The sequence below is a fragment of the Streptodolium elevatio genome, assembly GCF_053592165.1.
Window position 1 is genome coordinate 31,338 of record NZ_JBSFVE010000027.1, and the last position, 21,796, is coordinate 53,133.

15 protein-coding genes are annotated in these 21,796 nt (G+C 73.3%); 11 read left to right on the forward strand and 4 right to left on the reverse strand.

The window, feature by feature from the left end:
* Window positions 1-125: 125 nt before the first annotated feature.
* The 8 genes from ACWD12_RS34890 (at window position 126) to ACWD12_RS34925 (ending at window position 12,326) form a co-directional block, all read left to right on the forward strand.
* Window positions 126-1,667 carry a pyridoxal phosphate-dependent decarboxylase family protein gene (locus ACWD12_RS34890; RefSeq protein ID WP_450102958.1) on the forward strand — a complete coding sequence of 514 codons (1,542 nt, stop codon included), beginning with the start codon at window positions 126-128 and terminating at the stop codon, window positions 1,665-1,667.
* A gap of 193 nt (window positions 1,668-1,860) precedes the next feature.
* Complete coding sequence (locus tag ACWD12_RS34895; protein ID WP_450102959.1) at window positions 1,861-3,693, forward strand: IucA/IucC family protein; 1,833 nt, start codon at window positions 1,861-1,863, stop codon at window positions 3,691-3,693.
* Window positions 3,690-4,517 (forward strand): GNAT family N-acetyltransferase, encoded by an 828-nt coding sequence (locus ACWD12_RS34900; RefSeq protein ID WP_450102960.1) that lies wholly within the window; start codon window positions 3,690-3,692, stop codon window positions 4,515-4,517. Before ACWD12_RS34895 ends, ACWD12_RS34900 begins: the two co-directional genes overlap by 4 nt.
* Window positions 4,514-5,950 carry a lysine N(6)-hydroxylase/L-ornithine N(5)-oxygenase family protein gene (locus ACWD12_RS34905; RefSeq protein ID WP_450102961.1) on the forward strand — a complete coding sequence of 479 codons (1,437 nt, stop codon included), beginning with the start codon at window positions 4,514-4,516 and terminating at the stop codon, window positions 5,948-5,950. Before ACWD12_RS34900 ends, ACWD12_RS34905 begins: the two co-directional genes overlap by 4 nt.
* Before the next feature lie 181 nt (window positions 5,951-6,131).
* Window positions 6,132-7,862 (forward strand): IucA/IucC family protein, encoded by a 1,731-nt coding sequence (locus tag ACWD12_RS34910; RefSeq protein ID WP_450103000.1) that lies wholly within the window; start codon window positions 6,132-6,134, stop codon window positions 7,860-7,862.
* 157 nt (window positions 7,863-8,019) lie between these two features.
* Window positions 8,020-8,853: a carbon-nitrogen hydrolase family protein gene (locus tag ACWD12_RS34915; protein ID WP_450102962.1), complete on the forward strand. Its 834-nt coding sequence runs from the start codon at window positions 8,020-8,022 to the stop codon at window positions 8,851-8,853.
* Window positions 8,854-8,992: 139 nt separating this feature from the next.
* A complete protein-coding gene (locus ACWD12_RS34920) occupies window positions 8,993-10,006 on the forward strand; it encodes an SGNH/GDSL hydrolase family protein (RefSeq protein WP_450102963.1) in 1,014 nt (337 codons plus the stop codon).
* A gap of 169 nt (window positions 10,007-10,175) precedes the next feature.
* Window positions 10,176-12,326 carry an ATP-dependent DNA helicase gene (locus ACWD12_RS34925; RefSeq protein WP_450102964.1) on the forward strand — a complete coding sequence of 717 codons (2,151 nt, stop codon included), beginning with the start codon at window positions 10,176-10,178 and terminating at the stop codon, window positions 12,324-12,326.
* Between the two features lie 16 nt (window positions 12,327-12,342).
* Here ACWD12_RS34925 and ACWD12_RS34930 read toward each other — a convergent pair whose 3' ends face one another.
* The 3 genes from ACWD12_RS34930 to ACWD12_RS34940 all read right to left on the reverse strand — a co-directional run bounded on the left by ACWD12_RS34930 (window position 12,343) and on the right by ACWD12_RS34940 (window position 16,817).
* The gene (locus ACWD12_RS34930; RefSeq protein WP_450102965.1) at window positions 12,343-13,500 is read right to left on the reverse strand and encodes a C45 family autoproteolytic acyltransferase/hydolase; all 1,158 of its coding nucleotides are present in this window, start codon (window positions 13,498-13,500) and stop codon (window positions 12,343-12,345) included.
* A complete protein-coding gene (locus ACWD12_RS34935) occupies window positions 13,497-15,245 on the reverse strand; it encodes an amidohydrolase (protein WP_450102966.1) in 1,749 nt (582 codons plus the stop codon). The genes ACWD12_RS34930 and ACWD12_RS34935 overlap by 4 nt, the downstream gene beginning before the upstream one ends.
* 90 nt (window positions 15,246-15,335) lie before the next feature.
* Window positions 15,336-16,817 (reverse strand): purine-cytosine permease family protein, encoded by a 1,482-nt coding sequence (locus ACWD12_RS34940; RefSeq protein WP_450102967.1) that lies wholly within the window; start codon window positions 16,815-16,817, stop codon window positions 15,336-15,338.
* A gap of 158 nt (window positions 16,818-16,975) precedes the next feature.
* Between ACWD12_RS34940 and ACWD12_RS34945 the strand changes: the two genes are divergently transcribed.
* Window positions 16,976-17,620 (forward strand): TetR/AcrR family transcriptional regulator, encoded by a 645-nt coding sequence (locus ACWD12_RS34945; RefSeq protein WP_450102968.1) that lies wholly within the window; start codon window positions 16,976-16,978, stop codon window positions 17,618-17,620.
* A 136-nt stretch (window positions 17,621-17,756) separates the two neighbouring features.
* On the forward strand, window positions 17,757-19,493 hold the full coding sequence (locus ACWD12_RS34950; RefSeq protein WP_450102969.1) for an outer membrane protein assembly factor BamB family protein: 1,737 nt from the start codon (window positions 17,757-17,759) through the stop codon (window positions 19,491-19,493).
* 110 nt (window positions 19,494-19,603) lie between these two features.
* Here ACWD12_RS34950 and lexA read toward each other — a convergent pair whose 3' ends face one another.
* Window positions 19,604-20,401, reverse strand: a complete 798-nt coding sequence (lexA, locus tag ACWD12_RS34955; protein WP_450102970.1) for a transcriptional repressor LexA — start codon at window positions 20,399-20,401, stop codon at window positions 19,604-19,606.
* Window positions 20,402-21,079: 678 nt separating this feature from the next.
* On the opposite strand from lexA, the gene nrdR reads away from it, so the two are divergent.
* Window positions 21,080-21,679, forward strand: coding sequence for a transcriptional regulator NrdR (gene nrdR, locus ACWD12_RS34960; RefSeq protein ID WP_435839125.1), 600 nt, complete (start codon window positions 21,080-21,082; stop codon window positions 21,677-21,679).
* Window positions 21,680-21,796 lie beyond the last annotated feature (117 nt).

Genomic DNA, 21,796 nt, shown 5'->3' on the forward strand with positions numbered 1-21,796 from the left:
AGGCCGGCTCATCGGTTCAGGCGGCACCCGCTTCGGCCCAGGCGGCACCCGCGGCGACCCAGGCGGTTCCCGTGGCTCCCGCGGCAGTTCAGGCGGCATCCGCGGCATCCGCGGCGACTCAGACGGTGGCTCCGCCCGCGCTCGCGCCCGCGCCCGCGACGTCGGCGTCAGCGGCGCAGGCGCGTGAGTCGGCGGCCTTGCCGGCGCCGCTCGCCGGAGGCGTCTCCGGGCCCGACGCCCTCGGCGAACTCCTCGGCACCGTCCTCGCGTCGCTCGCCGCCGGGGCGCGGGACCGCGGTGGGCCGCTGCCGCCCGGCGGCCCCCCGGCCGTCGACGCCGCCGTACGCCGCGCCCTCGCCGCCGACCCGCTGCCCGCCCGCGGTGTCGGCGCGCACGAGGCGCTCGCGGACCTGACCCGCGTCCTGGCGTACGGCACCACCGACCCCGCCGACCCCGCCTGCGCCGGACACCTGCATTGCCCGCCGCTCGCCGTCGCGGTCGCCGCCGATCTCGCCGCCTCCGCGCTCAACCCGTCCCTCGACTCCTGGGACCAGGCCCCCGCGGCCACCGCGCTGGAGACCGAGGTCGTCGCCGCGCTCGCCTCCGCGGCCGGCTTCGTGCCCGGCCTCGCCGCGGGCACCGTCACCACCGGCGGAACCGAGTCCAACCTGCTCGGCCTGCTCCTCGCCCGCGACCGCGGCGGGCCCAGCGCGGGCCGCCACCGCATCCTGTGCTCGGACGCCGCGCACTTCTCCGTCCGTCGGTCCGCGGCCCTCCTCGGCATGGGCGACGACGCCGTGGTGCCCGTCGCGACCGGCGCCGACCACCGCGTCGACCCCGGCGCGCTGGACGCCGTGTGCCGCCGCGTGCTCGCCGCGAACGACCGCCCCACCGCGATCGTCGCGACCGCGGGCACCACCGACCTCGGCGCCGTCGACCCCCTCGCGGCCTGCGCGGACGTCGCCCGCGAACACGGCGTCTGGCTGCACGTCGACGCGGCGTACGGCGGCGGCGCGCTGTTCTCCGACCGCCTCGCGCCCCTCCTGCACGGCATCGGCCGCGCCGACTCGATCGGCCTCGACCTGCACAAGCTCGGCTGGCAGCCGGTCGCCGCGGGCGTCTTCCTGGTCCGCGACCGCGCGCTGTTCGCCCCGCTCGCCCAGCGCGCGAAGTACCTCAACCCGGCCGACGACGAACAGGCGGGCCTGCCCAGCCTGCTCGGGTTCTCGCCGCGCACCACGCGCCGCGCCGACGTCTTCAAGATCGCGGTGACGCTGCGGGCGCTCGGCCGCGACGGGCTCGGCGCGCTCGTCGACCGCTGCCACGCCCTCGCGCGCTACGCGGCGGAGCGCATCGACCGCGACCCCGGCCCCGGCGCCCTCGAACTGACCGCCGAACCGGTGCTGACCAGCGTGGTGTTCCGGTACGTCCCGCACCCGCACCCGGGCGAGCCCGTCGGCCGGCACGCCGACCTGGTCAACGCCGAACTGCGCCGCCGCCTGCTCACCTCGGGCCGGGCCGTGGTCGGCCGCACCGAGATCGGCTCCGGCCCCGGCTCGGTGCGCCTGAAACTCACCCTCCTCAACCCGTACGCCGGCGAGCGCGACGTGGACGCGGTGTTGCGCGCGGTCGTGGAGGCGGGGCGTGCCGTGGAGCGCGACCTGTGACCCACCGGGGACCTTCGCCGGGGCACCGCCTCGGCATAGCCCGCTGACGGCCCGGCGAATTCTGCTGTTTGCCCAATTCGTCCCGAATCTCCCCAAATTTCCGCGAAACACCGGCCAGATGGTCGACATCGCCGGAAATCACCAGATCATCGATGGATGTCGGTCCAACCGGGCCGATCGAACCCCCGGAGCCATGATGACGACCGCAGGTCCCGCCGTGCCTGTCGGAGTCCCCGTGCCCGCCCCCGCACACCCCGCCGCCCACGCGGGCGACGAGACGCGCACCTGGACAGGCGACCCGCTCGACCACCCCGACCCCGACCGCGTCGGCGACGCCGCCGCGACCGAGGCCCTGCTGCGCTGCTGGGTGCGCGAACGCGGCGTACCGGGGCCGCCCGCCGACCGGCCGCTCCGCCTGCCCATGCCCGCGACCGGCGTCACCCTCGAAGTGCCCGTCCGCTACTGGTCGCAGGCCGGATGGCACCGCTTCGGCCCGCCCCGCCTCGCGGACGCCGCCGGGCCCGAGCTCGACGCCGTCACCGTCGCCGCGCTCCTCGGCCGCGAAGCCGACGGCGCCAACGCGGCCGCCCGTACCGACACCGCCGCGCGCGTCGCCGACTCCGCCCGCCGCGCCGCCGACCACGTGCGCCACCGCCGCGCGCACCCCGACGACCCGCCCGGCACCACGCCGTTCCTCGCCGCCGAACAGGCACTGCTCCTGGGCCACCCGACCCACCCCACGCCCAAGAGCCGCGACGGCCTCACCACCGCGGAAGCCGCCGCCTACGCACCCGAACTGCGCGGCTCCTTCCCCCTCCACTGGTTCGCCGTCCACCAGGACCTGGTCACCCACGACAGCACCACGGGCAAAACCGCCGCCGCCATCGCCGCGGAACTCTCCGACGGACTCGTCGGACCCGAGGACCACGTCCTCGTGCCCGTGCACCCCTGGCAGGCCCGCGACCTGGCACACCGCCCCGGCATCCGCGCCCTCCTCGACGTCGCCCTCATCCGCGACCTCGGACCGTTCGGGCCGCCGTGGCACCCCACTTCCTCGGTACGCACCGTCTACCGGCCCGGCGCGCCCGTCATGCTCAAGCTCTCCCTCGGCCTGCGGATCACCAACTCGCGCCGCGAGAACCTCCGCAAGGAACTCCTGCGCGGCGTCGAGGTCGACCGCCTCCTGCGCGCCGGCCTGGCCGCCGAACTCCGCGACGCCCACCCGGACTTCGACATCGTCCGCGACGTCGCCTGGCTCGCCGTCGACGCCCCGCGCACCAGCGGCCCCGAACGCGCCGAGAGCGGCCTCGAACTCGTCTTCCGCGACAACCCGTTCGGCGACGACGACGTCGCCTGCGTCGCGGGCCTGGTCGCCGAACGCCCCGGCATGGGCCCGTCCCGCCTCGCCGCCCTCGTCCACAGCCTCGCCGAACGCACCGGCCGCGCCACCGCGTCCGTCGCCGAGGAGTGGTTCACGCGCTACCTCGCCGTCGTCGCCGACCCCATCCTGTGGCTCGACGCACACGCCGGGATCGCCCTGGAGGCCCACCAGCAGAACACCCTCGTCGTCCTCGACCCGGACGGCTGGCCCGCCGGCGGCCGCTTCCGCGACAACCAGGGCTACTACTTCCGCAACTCCCGCACCGCCGACCTGCAGCAGCGCCTCCTCGGCGCGGGCGGCGGCAGCGACACCCTCGTCCCCGACGACGTCGCCGACGAGCGCCTCGCCTACTACCTCGGCGTCAACAACCTCCTCGGCCTCGTCGGCGCGTTCGGCGCCCAGCGCCTCGCCGACGAGGACACCCTCCTGCGCCGCCTGCACGCCACCCTCGCCGCGCACGCCCCCCGGGTACGCGCCGCGCGCCTGCTCACCGGCGAACCGACCCTGCGCTGCAAGGGCAACCTCATGACCCGGCTGCACGGACTCGACGAACTGGTGGGCCCCGTGGCCACCCAGTCCGTGTACGTCGACATCCCCAACCCGCTCCACGCACATCGCATGTCCGGAGGTGCCGTCCCCGCATGACCGTGTCCCCGTTGTCCCCCAACAGCCCCGCCGACGCCACCGTGGAGGCCGCCGTCCAGGCCGCCGCCGCCCAGCACGCCCGAACCACCGCCGACGCCGACCCCGTCGGCGTCCCCGACGACGACACCCTCCGCCTCACCCACCGCCGCCTGCGCGAAGGGCTCTCCGGACCGCTCACCGAGGCCAACCGCTGGGGCACCGTCTCGCTGCCCCCCGGCCGGTTCTCGTTCCACGAACTACACCTCAAGCGCGACCTCCCGATCATCCACGAATGGATGAACGACCCCGAGGTGGCCCGCTGGTGGGAACTCGCCGGCGGCATCGAGGTGACCGGCAAGCACCTCGCCGCACACAGCCGCCTCACGCACGCCACCGCGTACGTCGGCTGCCTCGACGACCAGCCCGTCAGCTACTGGGAGCTCTACCGGGCCGACCTCGACCCGCTGGCCCGGCACTACGCGGCCCTGCCCCACGATGTCGGCGTGCACGTCCTCATCGGACCCGCCGCGCACCGCGGCCAGGGCCTCGGCTCGCTGCTCCTGCTCGTGGTCAGCGAACTCATCCTGCGCGCCGCCCCGGACACGCAGCGCGTCATCGCCGAACCCGACGTACGCAACGCCGCCTCCATCGCCGCGTTCCGCCGCGCCGGCTTCCGCCGCTCCGTGGACCTGTCGCTGCCCGGCAAGACCGCCGCGCTCATGATCCGCGAACGCCACCGCGACGGCGGCCCCACCCCGGACACGCCGGAGACCCAGCGCGCCGCGCCGGCACGGTCCGGCGCCAAGGGCGCCCCCGCGAACGGAAACCCGGCGGCGACCGAGTGACCGCACGCGAACTGCCCCACCCGCGCAGCGGAAGCACCCGCTCCGACCCCGGGACCCCCGTCCACGACCTGGTCGGCATCGGCATCGGCCCGTTCAACCTGGCCCTCGCCGCACTCGCCGACCGGGTCGGCGGCGTGCGCACCCTCTTTCTCGACCGGTCCACCGAGTTCCGCTGGCACCCCGGCCTCCTCGTCGACGGCACCACACTCCAAGTGCCGTTCCTCGCCGACCTCGTCACCCTCGTCGACCCGACGAGCCCCTGGTCGTTCCTCGCCTACCTGCGGGCACACGACCGGCTGTTCCCGTTCTACTTCGCCGAGCGCTTCCACGTACCGCGCCGCGAATACGACCACTACTGCCGCTGGACCGCCGCGGCCCTGCCCTCCTGCCGCTTCGGCGCCGACGTCACCCGCGCCGCCTGGGACGCCCAAAGCGGCCTGTACCGCGTCGAGTTCCGCGATACCAAGACCGGCGAAACGCACCACGCCGCGGCCCGCAACCTCGTCCTCGGCATCGGCACCGAACCCGTCGTCCCCGCCCCCTTCGCCGAACTCCTCGACACCCACGGGCCCCGCGACGTCCTGCACAGCGCCGACTACCTCGACCACCGCGACAGCCTCACCGCCGCCCCCGACGTCACCGTCGTCGGCTCCGGCCAGTCCGGCGCCGAGGTCTTCCTCGACCTGCTGCGCCGCCGCACCTCGCCGCGCCACCGCATCGCCTGGCTCACCCGGTCGCCGGCGTTCGCACCCATGGAGTACTCCAAACTCGGCCTGGAGCACTTCACCCCCGACTACACCCGCTACTTCCACGGCCTCGCCGAACCGGTACGCGACCGCGTCCTGCCCGCGCAGGCCCAGCTCTACAAGGCCGTCAGCGCCGAAACCCTCGCCGCGATCCACGACGAGCTCTACGAACGCGGCGTCGCCGGCGGCCGCGTCCGCGCCACCCTCATGCCCGGCGTCAGCGTCACCACCGTGGTCCGCACCCCGGTCGGCCTCGAACTCGGCTGCCACCACACGCAGCAGGACCGGGCGTTCACCACCCTCACCGACAAGGTCGTCCTCGCCACCGGCTACGCCCCTCGGCGCCCCGACCTCCTCGACCCGCTCGACGCGCACCTGCTGCGCGACGCCCGCGGACGCCCCCGCATCGGCCTCGACCACCGCATCGCCCTCGACGAGTCGGTGACCGGCGGCCTCTACGTACAAAACGCCGAACTCCACACCCACGGCGTCGGCACCCCGGACCTCGGCCTGGGCGCCCACCGCGCCGCCGTCATCCTCAACGCCGTCTGCGGACGCGCCGTCTACCGGCTGCCCGCCCGCACCGCGTACACCACGTTCGGACTCGCCGCCGGAGACACCGCGGCCCCAGCGCCACTCCCGGCACCGCCCGACGAACTGGAGACGCCCCGTGTCCCTGCCTACTGAGCCCGCCCTCACCCCGGCCCGAACCGGCTCGGCACCCTTACCGGGCGACGGCCCCGGCCCCGAAGCCGCCACGGACGCGTCCCTACCGGCACCTTCGTCCGCCCACGCGGCGTCCGTACCCGCGGCCCGCAGCGCCGACCCGCCCCGCCAGGACGACGCATGGGCCCGCGCCGGACGCGCGATGCTCGCCAAAGCCGTCGCCGAGTTCGCGTACGAGGAACTCCTCGCCCCCGTCCACGAACACGGCGACACCTACCGCATCGACCTGCCCGGCGAGGTCCGCTACGGCTTCCGCGCCCGACGCGGCGCGTACGACTGCTGGCACGTCGACCCCGCCTCGCTGCGCCGCACCGGCCCCCTCGGCGACGAACCCGGCGACGACACACTGCGGTTCCTCCTCGACGCGCACTCCACCCTCGGCCTCACCGGCGACACCGCCGGCCACCTGGTCCGCGAACTCACCGCCACCCTCGCCGCCGACGTCGCCATCGGCGCCACCGCCCAGTCCGCGTCCGTGCTCGCCGAACTCGACTACGCCGACCTCGAAGGCCACCAGACGGGACACCCCTGGATCGTCGCCAACAAGGGACGCCTCGGCTTCTCCGCCACCGACGCCGCCGGCTACGCACCCGAGTCACGCCGCACCCTGCGCCTGCCGTGGATCGCCGTCCACCGCAGCCTCGCGCACTACCGTGCCGTCCCCGGCCTCGACGAACACCGCCTCTACTCCGAGGAATTGGACCCCGCCACCGCGCAGCGCTTCGCCGAGCGCATGGTCTCCCGGCTCGGCGAGGACGCCGACCTCGGCGCCTACCTGTGGATGCCGGTCCACCCCTGGCAGTGGGACGAGACCATCGCCACGCTCTTCGCCCCCGACATCGCCGCCGGACGCATCATCCGCCTCGGCGAGGCCCCGGACCGCTACCTGGCCCAGCAGTCCGTCCGCACCTTCCTCGACGTCGACCAGCCGGCCCGACGCACCGTCAAACTCCCGCTGTCCGTGCTCAACACACTCGTGTGGCGCGGCCTGCCCACCGAACGCACCCTCGCCGCCCCCGCGGTCACCGCCTGGGTCCACGCACTCCGCGACGACGACGAATTCCTGCGCGACGAATGCCGCGTCATCCTGCTCGGCGAGACCGCGTCCGTCACCGTGCGGCACCCCGTCCTCGAAGACCTCCCCGGCGTGCCCTACCAGTACCGCGAACTCCTCGGCACCATCTGGCGCGAACCCCTCACCCCGTACCTCGACCACGGCGAACGCGCCCGCACCCTCGCGTCGCTGCTGCACATCGACCCGTACGGCCGCCCCTTCGTCGCCGAACTCGTCGACCGCTCCGGAATCGCCCCGCGCGCATGGCTGCGCGCGCTGTTCCACACCATGCTCCCGCCGCTGCTGCACTGCCTCTACCGGTACGGCCTGGTCTTCTCACCCCACGGCGAGAACGCCATCGTCGTGTTCGACGAGGACGACGTCCCGGTACGCCTCGCCGTCAAGGACTTCGTCGACGACGTCAACATCAGCGACCACCCGCTGCCCGAACTCGACGGCCTGCCCGACGAGGTGGCCGCCGTACTGCTGCGTGAAGAGCCCGCGTACCTCTGCCAGTTCATCCACGCGGCGCTCCTCGTCGGGCACTACCGCTACCTCGCCGACATCGCCGAGATGCACCTCGGCGTGCCGCAGGCCGACTTCTGGGCCATGGTCCGCGACGAGATCCGCGACCACCAGGCCCGCTTCCCCGAACTCGCGGACCGGCACCAGATGTTCGACCTGCTCACGCCGCGCATCGACCGGCTGTGCCTGAACCGGAACCGCCTCCTGCTCGACGGATACCGCGACCGGCCGGGCCGCCCGCACGTCGCCGCGCACGGCACCGTCCCCAACCCGCTGTACGTCGGACCAAGCTGACCCAAGCCCACCAAGCCGACCAAGCCCCTTGAAGGGCGGCGAACAACGCGAAGCCCGACGAAGCGGCCCCGGCGGACGGGCCGGTGGCGCGTACCCGGGGCCCGGTCGCCCGAAGATGACCATGGTGTGATTCCCGTCACGATGCCACAATGCGCCCGTGACGTTGGATCGAGCGCCTTTGCGCGTGGCCGCTGCCCAGGCACACGCCCTGGCCGGGAACGTGGCCGAGAACGTGGCCACCGCCGCCCAGCTCGTCCGGTTCGCCGCGTCCGCGGGCGCCGATCTCGTCGTACTGCCCGAGCTGTTCCTGTCGGGCTACGACCTCGACCTGCTGCGCGACGAACCGGCGAGCTGCGAGATCGTGCCCGGCGACCCCCGCCTCGACGACCTGGTGGCGGCCTGCTACGCCAGCCGCACCGTCGCCGTCGTCGGCGCCTGCGTGCGCAGACCCGGCGGCACCCGGTCCTCCTCGGTCCTCGTCGTCGGACGCGACGGCGAGGCCCACGTCGCGTACGACGCCCAGCACCTGCCGCCCGGCGCCCGCGACCTGTTCGCCCCCGGCGACCACGGCTGCTCCGTCGAGGTCGGCGGCTGGCGGCTCGGCATCGGCACCCGGCACGACATCGGCTTCCCGGAACACGTGCGCGCCGCGACCCTCGACGGCTGCGACGCCTACCTGTGCTGCGGCCTGTTCACCCGCGGCGACGAGGAGTACCGCCGCGGCCTCTACCTGGCCACCCGCGCCCTGGAGAACACCTGCTACACCATCGTCGCCAACCACGTCGGCGCCACCGGCGACGGCCCGGCCTGCGGACGCAGCGCCGTCTTCGGTCCGGACGGCCGCGTCGTGGCCGAGGCGGACGGCGAACGCGTCGACGTGGTCGTGGCCACCCTCCAGGACTTCGAGGTCGAGGCGGCCCGCGAAAGCCTCACCATGCTCAGCGAGACCCCCTGCCCGGCCAGCCGCCGCGAACGCCTCAAGCTCGACTGACGAAACTCGACCGAGGAAGACGGAGCGGGCGCACGGCGCTCTGGCATCCCGACGCGCGTACGCCTAAGCTCGCCCGCACGCCTACCCGCCGGTAACCGCTGCGGCGGGCCCGATCAAGGCCAGACCAGGGGAGATGTACGTGGGCCACACCCGTCACCGCACCGCCGCCGCGGCCCTCGCCGCGGCCCTGGCCCTGGCCCTCGCCGCCTGCTCCTCCGACGACGACAGCGGCGGCGAGGGCACCGGCGGCCCCGCGGCCACCGCCCCCGGCGCCCCCGGCGGAGCCGCCGCACCGCAGCAGACCGCCGCCGCGCCCGCTCCCGGAGCCGTACCGCCCGCCGCCGCACCCGGCACGGGCTCGTACTACGTCGCGCTCGGCGACTCCTACGCCGCCGGCGTCAAGATCCCCGAGACCGTCCCCGGCAGCCCGCCCGGCTGCAGCCGCAGCGGCAGCAACTACGCCCACCTGATGGCCAAGCAGCTCGCGGTCCCCACCTTCGCCGACGCCACCTGCGGCGGAGCCACCACCGCCGACCTCGCGGCACCGCAGACCACCCTGATGGGCGGCCAGACCCCGGCACCCCCGCAGTTCGACGTGCTCGGCCCCGAGACCAAGCTCGTCACGCTCGGCATCGGCGGCAACGACATCGGCTTCGGCGAGATCATGACGACCTGCGTCATGCGCAGCGGCGACAAGACCTCCCCGACGCCGTGCAAGAACGCCTTCACCAAGGACGGGCAGGACGTCCTCAAGCAGCGCATCGACGCCACCGGCCCCAAGATCGACGCCGCGCTCAAGACCATCCACGACAAGGCACCGCAGGCACGCGTCCTCGTCGTGGGCTACCCGGCGATCCTCCCGGAGAGCGGCACCGGCTGCCCCGCGCAGCTGCCGGTCGCCGTCGGGGACCTCGACTACCTGCGCGGCGTCGTCCGCGATCTCAACGGCATGATCTCCGCCCGCGCGGCCGCCGGGAACGCCACGTACGTCGACACCTACACCCCCGGCGTCGGCCACGACGTCTGCCAGCCCGTCGGGGTGAAGTGGGTCGAGGGCATCGCCCCGGAGTCACCGGGCGCCCAGGCCCACCCCAACGCGCTCGGACACGAGGGCATGGCCGTCGCGGTGATCGCCAAGGCCCGGCAGGTCTGATCGGGAAGCCCGGCCGCCGGAGGCCCGGCCGCGGGCCCGGTCCGGGGAACCCAGGACGGGGAACCCGGGCCGGGCACCGGCCGGGCCCGGAAAACCGCCCGTCGGCGGGGGATTCGCATATCCCGACGCCTCGGCGGAAAGGTCCGGCGCACCCCTTAGGCTGGACCCGATGAGCGACACCGCGGCACCCGAGGCCCCCGAAACCAGCAGCGGCGACACCGACACCACGGTGCCCGCGGACCAGCCCGGCGCCGCCTCCGGCGGACGCGCCGACCTCGGCGAGCTCCTCGCCGCCGCCGTCCACGCCGTCGGCGGCACCGAACGCCCCGGCCAGATCCGCATGGCCGAAGCCGTCGCGGGAGCCGTGGCCCGCCGCGAGCACCTCCTGGTCCAGGCGGGCACCGGAACCGGCAAGTCGCTGGCGTACCTCGTCCCCGCGCTCTCGGGCTACCGCCGCGTCGTCGTCGCCACCGCCACGCTCGCGCTGCAGCGCCAGCTCGTCGAACGCGACCTGCCGCGCACCGTCGAAGCCCTGCACCCCCTGCTGCGCCGCCGCCCCAGCTTCGCCACCCTCAAAGGCCGCAGCAACTACGTGTGCCTCCACCGCCTCCACGACGGCCCGCCCGACGAAGGCGAAGTCCTGTTCGACCCCTCGCCGACCTCCCCGATCGGACGCGACATCCTGCGGGTACGCGACTGGGCCGACGACACCGAGACCGGCGACCGCGACGACCTCAGCCCCGGCGTCAACGACCGCGCCTGGGCCCAGGTCTCCGTCTCCTCCAGTGAATGCCTCGGCGCCTCCAAGTGCACCTACGGCCAGGAGTGCTTCGCCGAACGCGCCCGCGAGATCGCCAAGCAGTCCGACATCATCGTCACCAACCACGCGCTGCTGGCCATCGACGCCCTCGAAGGCGCCCCCGTCCTGCCGGAGCACGAAGTCCTCGTGGTCGACGAGGCCCACGAACTCGCCACGCGCGTCACCTCCGTGGCCACCGACGACCTCACCATCGGCACCGTGGAGCGCGCCGCCCGCCGCGCCGCGAAGCTCGCCAACGAGAAGGCCGTCGACGCGCTGCAGTCCGCCGCCGAGGCGTACGCCAAGGCCATGAGCATGCGCGAGCCCGCCCGCCTCGCCGAACCCGACCCGGACCTCGGCTGGGCGCTCGCCGCCCTGCGCGACGGCGCCCGCGCCGTCATCACCTCGCTCGGCGAGGTCCGCGACAAGTCCCTCTCCGACGAGGACGCCGCACGGCGCCAGGCGATGGCCTCCGCCCAGGCCGTGCACGACACCTGCGAGCGCATCCTCGGCGGATCCCCGTACGACGTGCTCTGGATCGAACGCAGCGACCGAGTCGGCCCCTCGCTGCGCATCGCCCCGCTCGCCGTCGCCGGCCTCCTGCGCGAGGCCCTCTTCGGCGACCGCACCGTCATCCTCACCTCGGCGACGCTCAAGCTCGGCGGCGACTTCACCGGCGTCGCCCGCACCCTCGGCCTCAGCCCCGAAGGGCTCCTACCCGAGCCCGGCACCACCGTCCCCGTCGCACCGCCCGCACGCGCCAAGGCGGTTCGCGCCGCGGCCGACGCGGAAGAGCCGGAAACGGGGGACACGGACGAGGACGAGGACGGCGACCCCGACACCGACGCCGAACTCGCCCCCTGGCGCTGCATGGACGTCGGATCCCCGTACGCCTACCCCAAGCAGGGCATCCTCTACGTCGCCAAGCACCTGCCGCCGCCGGGCCGCGACGGCATGCACCCGTCCACCCTCGACGAATTCGCCGAACTCGTCGAGTGCGCGGGCGGGCGTACGCTCGGACTCTTCTCCTCCCGCCGCGCCGCCGAGGCCGCGACCGAGGCCCTGCGCGAACGCCTCGACGTCCCCATCCTCTGCCAGGGCGACGACTCGCTGCCCGAACTCCTCAAGGCGTTCTCCGGCGACCCCGCCTCCTGCCTCTTCGGCACCCTCTCCCTGTGGCAGGGCGTCGACGTGCCCGGACCGGCGTGCCAACTCGTCGTCATGGACCGCATCCCCTTCCCCCGCCCCGACGACCCGCTCATGAGCGCCCGTCAGCAGGCCGTGCACGAGGCGGGCGGCAACGGGTTCATGGCCGTCTCCGCCACCCACGCCGCACTGCTGATGGCGCAGGGAGCCGGCCGCCTCATCCGCGCCTCCGACGACCGCGGCGTGGTCGCGGTCCTCGACTCGAGGCTGGCCACCAAGCAGTACGGCGGCTTCTTCCGCGCCTCCATGCCCGACTTCTGGTATACCACCGACCGCAACCAGGTGCGGCGCTCGCTGACCGCGATCAACGTCTGACGCGGTCAGGCCGCGCTCAGCGCGCGGTCAGGGTGCGCCACGGCCCCCTGGCCGCGTCCGCCGGAGTGCCGTCGAGGACGTTCGCGGTACGCGTCGCCGGGTCCAGCGTGACGGTCGCCAGACTCGCCCACCGCCGGCCGAGCGGCAGACCCGGGTCCGGCACGCACGTCACCGGCGGCTCACCGGGACCCGTCACCAGCAGCCCCACCATGTCCGCGGCCGTCTCCGGCGGCTTCGCGTCCGCCAGACGGGCGCGTACGAACTCCCGGCGCTCGCCCGAATCGGGCTGGTAGAGCCACGACTTCTCGTCCGCGGCGGGCACCGCGGTCAGGAAGTGGTTCGTGCGCAGCAGATAGCCGTGCTCCGCCGGCGCCTCGAACACCCCCACCGGACTGAGGTCGAGCAGCGCGCCACCGGCCTCGCCGAACAACGCGAACGAACCCGACGACCCCAACGGCGCGGAGCGCACGATGTCGACCGCCTCATCGACACCGCCCGCTTCCCCGAGTACGACGGCCGCGAGCACGTGCACCGGGACACCGCCGATGCCGTCGCGCACGTGCCCCAGGATGTTGAAGTGCAGGGCCAGCCCGGCACTGTTGACGCCGATCTTGGCGAGGATGCCGTTCTCGGTCAGACCCACGAAGCCGCGCGCCCCGCCGCGTGACTCCAAGGTGTGCCACCCGTCGGTCAGTTCGACGTGCCAGTCCCACGTCTGCACTCCGAACACCCCTGCCGCCGACGGATTGTCACCCGCATCGACGTCGCGGATCCGGACCACCGTGGTGCACTCACCGGGCGGAACGGCCGTGCTGCGCGCCAGGATCTCCGTGCGCGCGTTGAGCGCCGCGACACGCCACACGTCGACGCCCGCACCATGGGCAATGCCCTCGATCTCGGCGCGCGCACCGGGGCGGAACCGGTCAATGGCGTCGAGGGCCCGTTCGGCGTCCTCGCGTACCTGGGCGGGGGACACGCCGCCGAGAGCGAAGAGGCGGTCGTACGCCTCGATCGCGGCCGGGATCCCGTCGCGCAGCTGCCCCCCGCGTTCCGTTCCGCGCGTGTAGGGATCGTCGGCCGCGACCCGCACGTGGCGACGGTGCGCGGGGCGGGGGATGGGGGCGGCACCGGGGGAGGCGGTGGGCGTGGTTGTGGGCGTGGGTTCGGCGTTCACAGGCGTCCTTTCCGGGTGCCGTTGTGCGAACTTTCGTCGCGCGCACCTTCGTTGCCGGGGCCTTCGGGGCGCGCTCCTCCGGTGAGTGCCCCGCCGGGGTGCGGGCTTCCGTCGTACTCGGATGCGGAGTTGGCGGCGGCGGTGTACGTACGGACCAGGCCGCCCACGACGGTGGCAAGCACCGCATTGCCGGGCTGGGCCTCGGGCGCGAGGTCGAGCGGATTGGCGGCGAACACGGTCAGGTCCGCCAGGTAGCCCGGCGCGACGCGCCCCAACTCGTGGGAGACGCCCCCGGCGCACGCGGCGGCCACCGTCATCCCCGCGTACGCCTCGCGCGCCGCCACCGCCTGCCCCGGCTGCACCGGCGGCGTCCCCGGCTCCTCGACCGGACGGCGCAACTGGCAGTCGGCGAGCCCCACCCGCGGATCACCCGGCCCGATCGGCCAGTCGGAGCCGAGCACCACCACCGCGCCGTGGTCGAGCAGGTCGCGCGTACGCCAGCCGTGCACGACCCGGTCGGGACCGATGCGGCGCGACCAGTTGTCGGTGCCGTCGGCACGCGTGTGCCGGGTGCCGTGCACGGGCTGGAGGCTTGCCACGACGCCGAGTTCGGCGAACCGGCCCAGCAAGTCGTCGGGGATGGACTCGATGTGCTCGATGCGGTGCGGCGCCCGCTGCACCGGCCCCACCTCCTCGATGACGTCGAGGGCGAAGCGCACCGCCTGGTCGCCGATCGCGTGGGTCGCCGTCGGGATGCCGCGCTCCGCGAAGAACCGCATGGCCGCACGGTAACCGTTGACGTCCCGCCACAGTGGCTCGCGGTTCTCACCATGGATGTCGGGCCGCTCGAACCACGCGGTGCCGTTGTCCGCCGTCCCGTCGAGCATGAACTTGGCGCCCTCGACGTGCCAGCGGCGCCCGCCGCGGCCCTGGAGCCCGGCGACGTGCGCCCACGCCTCGGGGCCGGAGTCGGCGGGGACGAGCGGGGAGCAGCGTACGCGCAGCGGCAGTTCGCCGTGCGCCTCGATGTACCGGTAGACGTCCTCGGAGGGGTCGCCGAAGTCGAGTGCGTGCAGCCCGGTCAGGCCGCATGCCGCGAGCTGTTCGAGCCGGTCCCGCACGTACGCCGCCGCCGTCTCCACCGGGATCTCCGGGTAGTGCGGGAACACCAGGTCCATTGCCTGGAGTTCGACGATGTAGCCGGTGGGACGGCCGTCCGGACCGGTCTCGACGGACGAGGCGTCGGTGAACGTCTCTCGCCCGGTCAGCCCGACGAGTTCCACGACACGGGGGCTCACGACCAGGGCGTGCGCGTCCCGGGTCATCAGCGAAATGGCCGTGCCGGGGAAGCGCTCCGCGAACACGAGGCCGGTCGGGTCGCCGTCGAACACGTTGATGTCGAGGTCGTATCCGGTGATCCACGCGTCGGCGGGCCGACCCGCGGCGGCCGCGGCGACACGGTCGAAGACCTGGTCGAGCGTGGCGGCGCCGAGCATGTCGACGCCGCTGCCCGTCGAGATGGAGCCCCACACGGGGTGGGCGTGGACGTCCACGAGACCGGGCAGGACCGCCGCGCCCGGGAACTCGTGGACGACCGTGTCCGGTCCGCGCAGCGCGGCGATCTCGGACGCGGACCCGACGGCGGCGACGCGGCCGTCGGCGATGGCGACCGCGTCCGCGGGCGAGGCGGGGGTATCGGTCAGGTGCTCGATGTGGCGGGCGAGCAGGATGACGTCGGCGTACACGGTCTTCCTCTTCGTGCTTCGGGTTCGTGTGCTTCGGGGGCGGATTTCGGGGCCGGATTTCGGGGACGGATTCCGGGCGGAGATCGTGCGTCAAGAGGCCGGGTGCGCCCGGGGGATCGTGCCGAGGACCCTGGTGACCACCCAGTACGTGAGCGCCGCCGCGGCCATGCCGGACGGGATCGCCAGGTCGACGTCGCCGGTCGCCGCGGCGATCGGCCCGGTCCAGAAGCTGGTGTTCACCCACATCGCGGCGACCAGGCCGCCGACCACCAGCGCCGCGACGCCGGCCCAGTGCACGCCGCGGTGATACCAGAACGGCCCGCCGCGCTCCTGCTCCAGCAGGTCGGCGCCGTTGTAGCGGTTGCGGCGCAGCAGGAGGTCGGTCACCGCGACCGCCATCGCCGGGCCGGTCACCGCGACGACGAGCTGGAGCATCGTGTTGACGCTGGTGAGGAAGTCGAAGACGAGGATCGCGTACAGCGTCATGGCGGTGCCGAGCACGCCGATGACCAGCACCGCGGGGATGCGCGCGAGGCGGACGCCGACCGACTGGATCGACAGGCTCGCGCTGTAGGCGGTCATGCCGTTGTTCGCCATCGTGTTGGTGACGACCGCGATGACGAAGACGGGGATGAACCATCCCGGCATCACGCTTTCCAGGGCCGCCTGCGGGTCGCTCATGTCGAGGCCGGTGGCGGCGAGGGCGCCGACGGAGGTGAAGACGACGCTGGGCAGGTACGCGCCGAGCGCGGTCCACCCGGCGATGGCGAACGGGCTGCTGCCGCGCGGCAGATAGCGCGCCAGGTCGGGGCTGTTGCTGTAGGAGAGGGGCGTGGAGGCGATGATGGTGAAGCCCGCGCCGAGCGTGGCGGCCAGGGCGGCGCCGTGCAGCGGTTCGGCGGGGGCGTACGACCAGTCGGCCTCGGCAAGGACGTAGCCGGTCACGACGACGAACACCGCGGTCAGCATGATGCTGAGTGCGGTGTACAGGCGGACGATCAGGGCGTAGCCGTAGATCGCGATGAGCAGCGTCCCGGCGGCGATCGCGCAGATGACGGCCGCCTCGACGGGGGCGCTGCCGGGCAGGCCGTACCGGTCGGCGAGGCCGAGGCCGGCCACCGAGGCCGCCGACCAGTTGAGTGCCAGGTAGGCGGCGGCGATGAGCCATCCGGTCAGGACCAGGACGACCTTGTTGCCGATCACGCCGTACATCGCACGGGAGATCACCGAACCGCTGGTGCCCGCGACCGGGCCGGACGCGGCGACGACGCCGGTGCAGATCCACAGCAGGTTGCCCGCGAGGATGACCCCGATCGCCTGCGGGAGCGTGAGGCCCATCAGGATCAGGCCGCCACCCACCACGAAGCTGAGGTAGCTCACATTCGGGGCCGCCCAGACCGCGAACAGCCTGCGCGGGTGCCCGGTGCGCTCGTCCGTCGGCACCTGGTCGATGCCGCGGGTCTCCGGGTGGCCGACGAGGTCGAAGGTGTGCGCGTCCCGGGGGCTCGCGGCCCCGGGGCCGGGAGAGGCGGGCCCCGGGGAGCCGGGGGAGTCGGGGTTCAGGGTGGTCATCGGGGCCTCTCGGGTCGGGCCTCTCGGGGGTCGGCCGGGACGCTGGGTGGGGGTCGCGGGTGCCACCCGGGTGGCACCCGGGTGTCGGTCGGACGCATCCGCGGTATTGGTCGCATGGCCAATTGGTTAATGGGCACACATCCAATAAGCTGTCCGCCATGACGTCAAGGCCCGGACCGCAGCGAATTCGCAAGCTCCCGGACGAACGCCGCGCGGAGATCCTGCGGACCGCGGCGCGCATCGCCCTCGAGGAGGGCCTCGAACGCATCACCCTGCGACGCGTCGCCGACGAGCTGGGCGTACGCCCCGGGCTGATCGGCCACTACTTCCCGGCCGCGGACAACCTGGTCAGCGAGGCCTTCGCGGACGCCGCGACCAGGGAACGCGACGCCCTCCTGCCCGCCGACGAGGAAGACCGGCCGCCCACCGAACGCCTCGCCCGCTTCCTCGCCCGCCTCGACGACCCGTCCTCCCGCGACCTCAGCCGACTGTGGCTCAACGCCCGGCACCTCAGCCGCTTCAGGGAAGGCCTCCGCGAAGTCGTCGACGGGCAGGAGACGGTCACCCGCGGCGCACTCACCGCACTCGTCGAAGACGGCGTCAAATCGGGGGAGTTCACCACCGACGACGCACTCGGCGCGGCGCTGCACATCCTCGTCGTCGTCGACGGGATCGGCGCATACGCCAACGGCTACACCGACGTCGGCCACCCCGCCGTCGACGGCATGGCGACGGCAACCGCCGAACGCGTCCTCGGACTTCACCCGGGCGCACTGCGCGGCACCGCCACCGCCACCGACTGAGCAGCCACGGCGGGCAACACGCCTGGCGGAGCCAGGAACTGACGGACTCTCACGCAGAGCCGCCGACGCGAAGATACATATCCTCGTCACGCGGCCGGGCCGAACCGCGGCTCAGTCGGGACCGCGAGGGGGAACCATGACGCAGCCTCCAGGCCCGTACGGGCCTCCTGGCATGCCGGTCGGACCGGGAGGCCCGCCCGCCTACGGCGGCCCGCCGCCACCCGGCGGATCCGGGCCCGGCCCGGATTCCGGCCCCGGCGCGGGCACCTCGGGCGGCACCGGCGCCGGCCCCTGGCAGCCGTCGCCGCCCAGCCCCAGCCTTCCCGGCGTACCGCCGCCGCCGTCCACCCCCGGGGCCCCGTCCGGACCTCCCCCGGCTCCGCCCGTGGGACCCCCTGCCGGGCCACCTGCGGGCACTCCGGCAGGGCCGCCTGCGGGACCGCCACCCGGCAACGCGTACCCCGGCCCGCCCCCGCCGAGCGGCCACGCGCAGGGCTCCACGCCGCCCTACAACCCCTACGGCTCCGGCCCCGGAAGCCCGCCCGCCGCGCCGGCCGACCCCGCCCGCCGCCGCCTGATCGCCATCCTGTCCACGGTCGTCGTGCTCGCGCTCATCGCCACCGGGACGCTCGTCTGGCTGTTCGTCGTCAAGGACGACGACGGAGGCGGAGGGTCGTCCACGGCCACCGACGGGAAGACCATGGCGCGCGCATGGGCGACCCCCGACCCCGGCACGGGCGTCGAGATGCTCGGCGCGTGGACGTCCGGCACACGGGCCTTCGCCGGCGACGAGAAGGCGATCGTCGCGTACGACATCGCCGACGGCCGAGAGACCGGCAAGTTCACGCCGCCCTCGGGCCAACTGTGCGGCATGGTCCCAAAGACCTCACAAGGCATCGGCATCGCGATGTACGGCAGGGACGACGACTGCGACACGACCGTCGCGATCGAACTCGCCACCATGCGCTCGCTGTGGGACAAGAAGACCAAGGACGTGTCCGCCACCGACGACCGATATCGAATCGTGCAAACCGATGTCGACGCCGAACAGGTCGTCGTGACGACGCTGCGGGGCATTGCCGCCTACGACCTGAAAACCGGCGACCAGCGCTGGAAGTGGGACTCGTCCGAATCGGATCCCGACGAGATCGACGGCCTGCGCGTGGACGGGAAAACCGTGCTCACGACACAGACCACCTACGAGGAGGGCGAGCCCGCGGTACTCACCGCATTCGACTCCGGCGACGGCACCCGCAAATGGACCAAGAACATCCCCGCGACCGGCGACGACTACGCCTCGGTGACCCTGATCCACGCCGACCCGGCGCTGGTCGAAATCCAGCGCAATGGCGAGGACTTCCTGCAGACATATGACACCAACGGCAATCTGCGGTCCGAGATACCGCGGCGCGGGCCCGAGGGCGTTCTCCAACTCGAGTACGGAAACAGCCCCTACGACCTGGACTTCGGGGCACCCACGCGTTACGCGCTCGCGGTCGCCAACGACACCCTCTACCTGATGAGCACCCGGCGCGACCTGGGGCCGGGCGAGGCCGTGCGGCTGGTGGCGTTCGACCTCAACACCGGCAAGGCCCGGTGGAGCAAGCCGCTGGGCAAGAACATGGGCGACGGGGACATCGTGGGCTTCGACCCGACCGGGGTCCTGGTCCTCGCGACGGGCCTGCCGGGCGCGCCGGGCAGGCTGATGGCCTTCAAGCACGAGGACGGCTCGTCGCTGGGCGCGCGGGCGGTGGGCGGCAAGGACCTGCTCGGCGCGGGGGACACGGACGACTGGCTGCTGACCGAAGGCCGCCTCGTCGGGTTCGCGTGGTTCGTGCAGCCGGGCATTCCGGCGCTGGTGACGCTGGCCTGAAGGGCGCGCAGGGGCGCCTGAGCACAGGGGCGCCTACGCACAGGCGTGCGGACGTGCCGCGGGGCCGTGGGGATTGCTCCCCACGGCCCCGCCGCGCCGCTCCGGAGGCGTCAGACGCGGCGCATGACCGCGACGACCTTGCCCAGGATCGTGGCGTCGTCACCCGGGATCGGGTCGTACGCCGGGTTGTGCGGCATCAGCCAGCGGTGCCCGTCGCGGTTGCGCAGGCGCTTCACGGTGGCCTCGCCGTCGAGCATGGCGGCGACGATGTCGCCGTTCTCCGCGACCGGCTGGCGGCGTACCGCCACGTAGTCGCCGTCCATGATCGCGGCCTCGATCATCGAGTCACCGCTGACCTTCAGCAGGAACACCTCGCCGTCACCGACCAGCTGGCGCGGCAGCGGGAAGATGTCCTCGATGGACTGCTCGGCCAGGATCGGGCCACCGGCGGCGATGCGGCCGACGACGGGCACATACGACGCGGCCGGTCGCTCGGCGCCGTTGCCGTTCCCGTTGCCCGTGCCGTTGGGCACGACGGGGGCGAGGGGGCGTCCGCCGTCGGGGGAGCGTACTTCGTACGCGCGCGGGCGGTGCGGATCACGGCGCAAATAGCCCTTGCGTTCAAGGGCCATCAACTGGTGTGCGACCGAGGACGTGCTCGACAGGCCGACCGCCTCGCCGATCTCGCGCATGCTCGGCGGATATCCGCGCGATTCGACGGAGGCACGGATCACCTCCAGCACACGGCTCTGACGCGGCGTCAGACCACCGGCTCCGCGGCGCGGAAGAGACCGCACCTGAGCCGACTCCGACCGGTCCCCCCCGGGTGCGTCCGTTGCTGTCGCGGTGTTCCGGGCTGCACTGGCAAAGGCCGGAGGCTGAGGGCCTCCGACTGCTTCTCCGGACACGGGTTTCCCCTCTCGACGGATTACTCGCACACGGAGAACGGTAGCCGGGATCGAAAGGTTGCGCCAAACACACGTTCGAGTGAATTTGGCCCAATCCGCCTCAGGGATCTCCCCAGCGTAGTATTAATCGTACAGGTATTCGATCGAATGTATGTACTGGAGTGCGGTCGGGGCGGGTTCTCGGGTCAGCCGTCGGGCGGTCTTCAGGATGCCGACGGGCTGCCGTCGAGCCGTCGGCGGGCGGGGCTGCGGTGGCCTTCGGGCCAAGCGGGACCCCGGGTGAGACAAAATCGGATCTATCCGATATCTCCCGTAACACGCGTCCACCCGGCTGAATTTTTGCCCCACCGGCCTCCCGGGCCACCGCGATGACCTGCGCTGATGACGAGAGGTCGCAAGACCCTCTCCGAGGGTCAGTGTGTCGGCTTGCAGCGCCTCGGGCCGCGCAATACGGTAGCCACTACATCTTGTGGTTCGGATCCAGATCTAACCCATAAGTTGTGGTCGCCGTATATATCACATCCCGAAGCGCACCAAGCCACTCCTCGCCGCGAACCGCCCGACGAGGCCCTGGGGCGCGGGGGCGACACCGCCGGAAGGACACCTCGCGTACCCGCGCGTACGCCCGGATCCGCCCCGGCAGCCCAGGCAGGCACTCAGGGGAGGACAACACCAGTCATGCACTGCCCCTTTTGCAGGCGGCCCGACAGCCGCGTCGTCGACAGCCGCACCACCGACGACGGCGCCGCGATCCGCCGCCGCCGCTCCTGCCCGGACTGCGGCCGCCGCTTCACGACCATCGAGTCGGCCTCCCTGACCGTGGTCAAGCGCAGCGGCGTCACCGAACCCTTCAGCCGCGACAAGGTCGTCACCGGCGTGCGCAAGGCATGCCAGGGCCGGCCCGTCACCGAGGACGCCCTCGCCCAACTCGGCCAACGCGTCGAGGAGGCCGTGCGCGCCACCGGCTGCGCTGAACTCAGCACCCACGACGTCGGCCTCGCCATCCTCGGCCCCCTGCGCGAACTCGACGAAGTCGCGTACATGCGCTTCGCCTCCGTGTACCGCGCCTTCGACTCGCTCGAGGACTTCGAATCCGAGATCTCCCTGCTGCGCACCGAGGCCGCAGGCACCCTCGGACCCGCCGACGACACCCCCGGAACCGCTTCCGGAGCCCCCGCCGAAGACGATGTCCCCCTTTCCGGGGGATTGGTTTCGGCCACGGATGGAGAACCACACCATCCGCGTGAGCCCGTGCCCGGTGCCGGACCCACCCGCTGACGCCAAGAACCCACGGCGTCGCCACACCCCACAAAACCGCACGACACACCAGGTGGAACGAACGACGGACCACCCGATCGGGCATGCCGGAATCGCCGGCCCGCCCGCGGCGTTGTT

Excerpts from the sequence above, each read along its gene's own strand:
- ACWD12_RS34940 (WP_450102967.1), bottom strand. The coding sequence starts at position 16,817 with ATGACCACCCTGAACCCCGACTCCCCCGGCTCCCCGGGGCCCGCCTCT.
- ACWD12_RS34900 (WP_450102960.1), top strand. The coding sequence starts at position 3,690 with ATGACCGTGTCCCCGTTGTCCCCCAACAGCCCCGCCGACGCCACCGTG.
- ACWD12_RS34945 (WP_450102968.1), top strand. The coding sequence starts at position 16,976 with ATGACGTCAAGGCCCGGACCGCAGCGAATTCGCAAGCTCCCGGACGAA.
- ACWD12_RS34895 (WP_450102959.1), top strand. The coding sequence starts at position 1,861 with ATGATGACGACCGCAGGTCCCGCCGTGCCTGTCGGAGTCCCCGTGCCC.
- ACWD12_RS34950 (WP_450102969.1), top strand. The coding sequence starts at position 17,757 with ATGACGCAGCCTCCAGGCCCGTACGGGCCTCCTGGCATGCCGGTCGGA.
- ACWD12_RS34910 (WP_450103000.1), top strand. The coding sequence starts at position 6,132 with ATGCTCGCCAAAGCCGTCGCCGAGTTCGCGTACGAGGAACTCCTCGCC.
- ACWD12_RS34925 (WP_450102964.1), top strand. The coding sequence starts at position 10,176 with ATGAGCGACACCGCGGCACCCGAGGCCCCCGAAACCAGCAGCGGCGAC.
- nrdR (WP_435839125.1), top strand. The coding sequence starts at position 21,080 with ATGCACTGCCCCTTTTGCAGGCGGCCCGACAGCCGCGTCGTCGACAGC.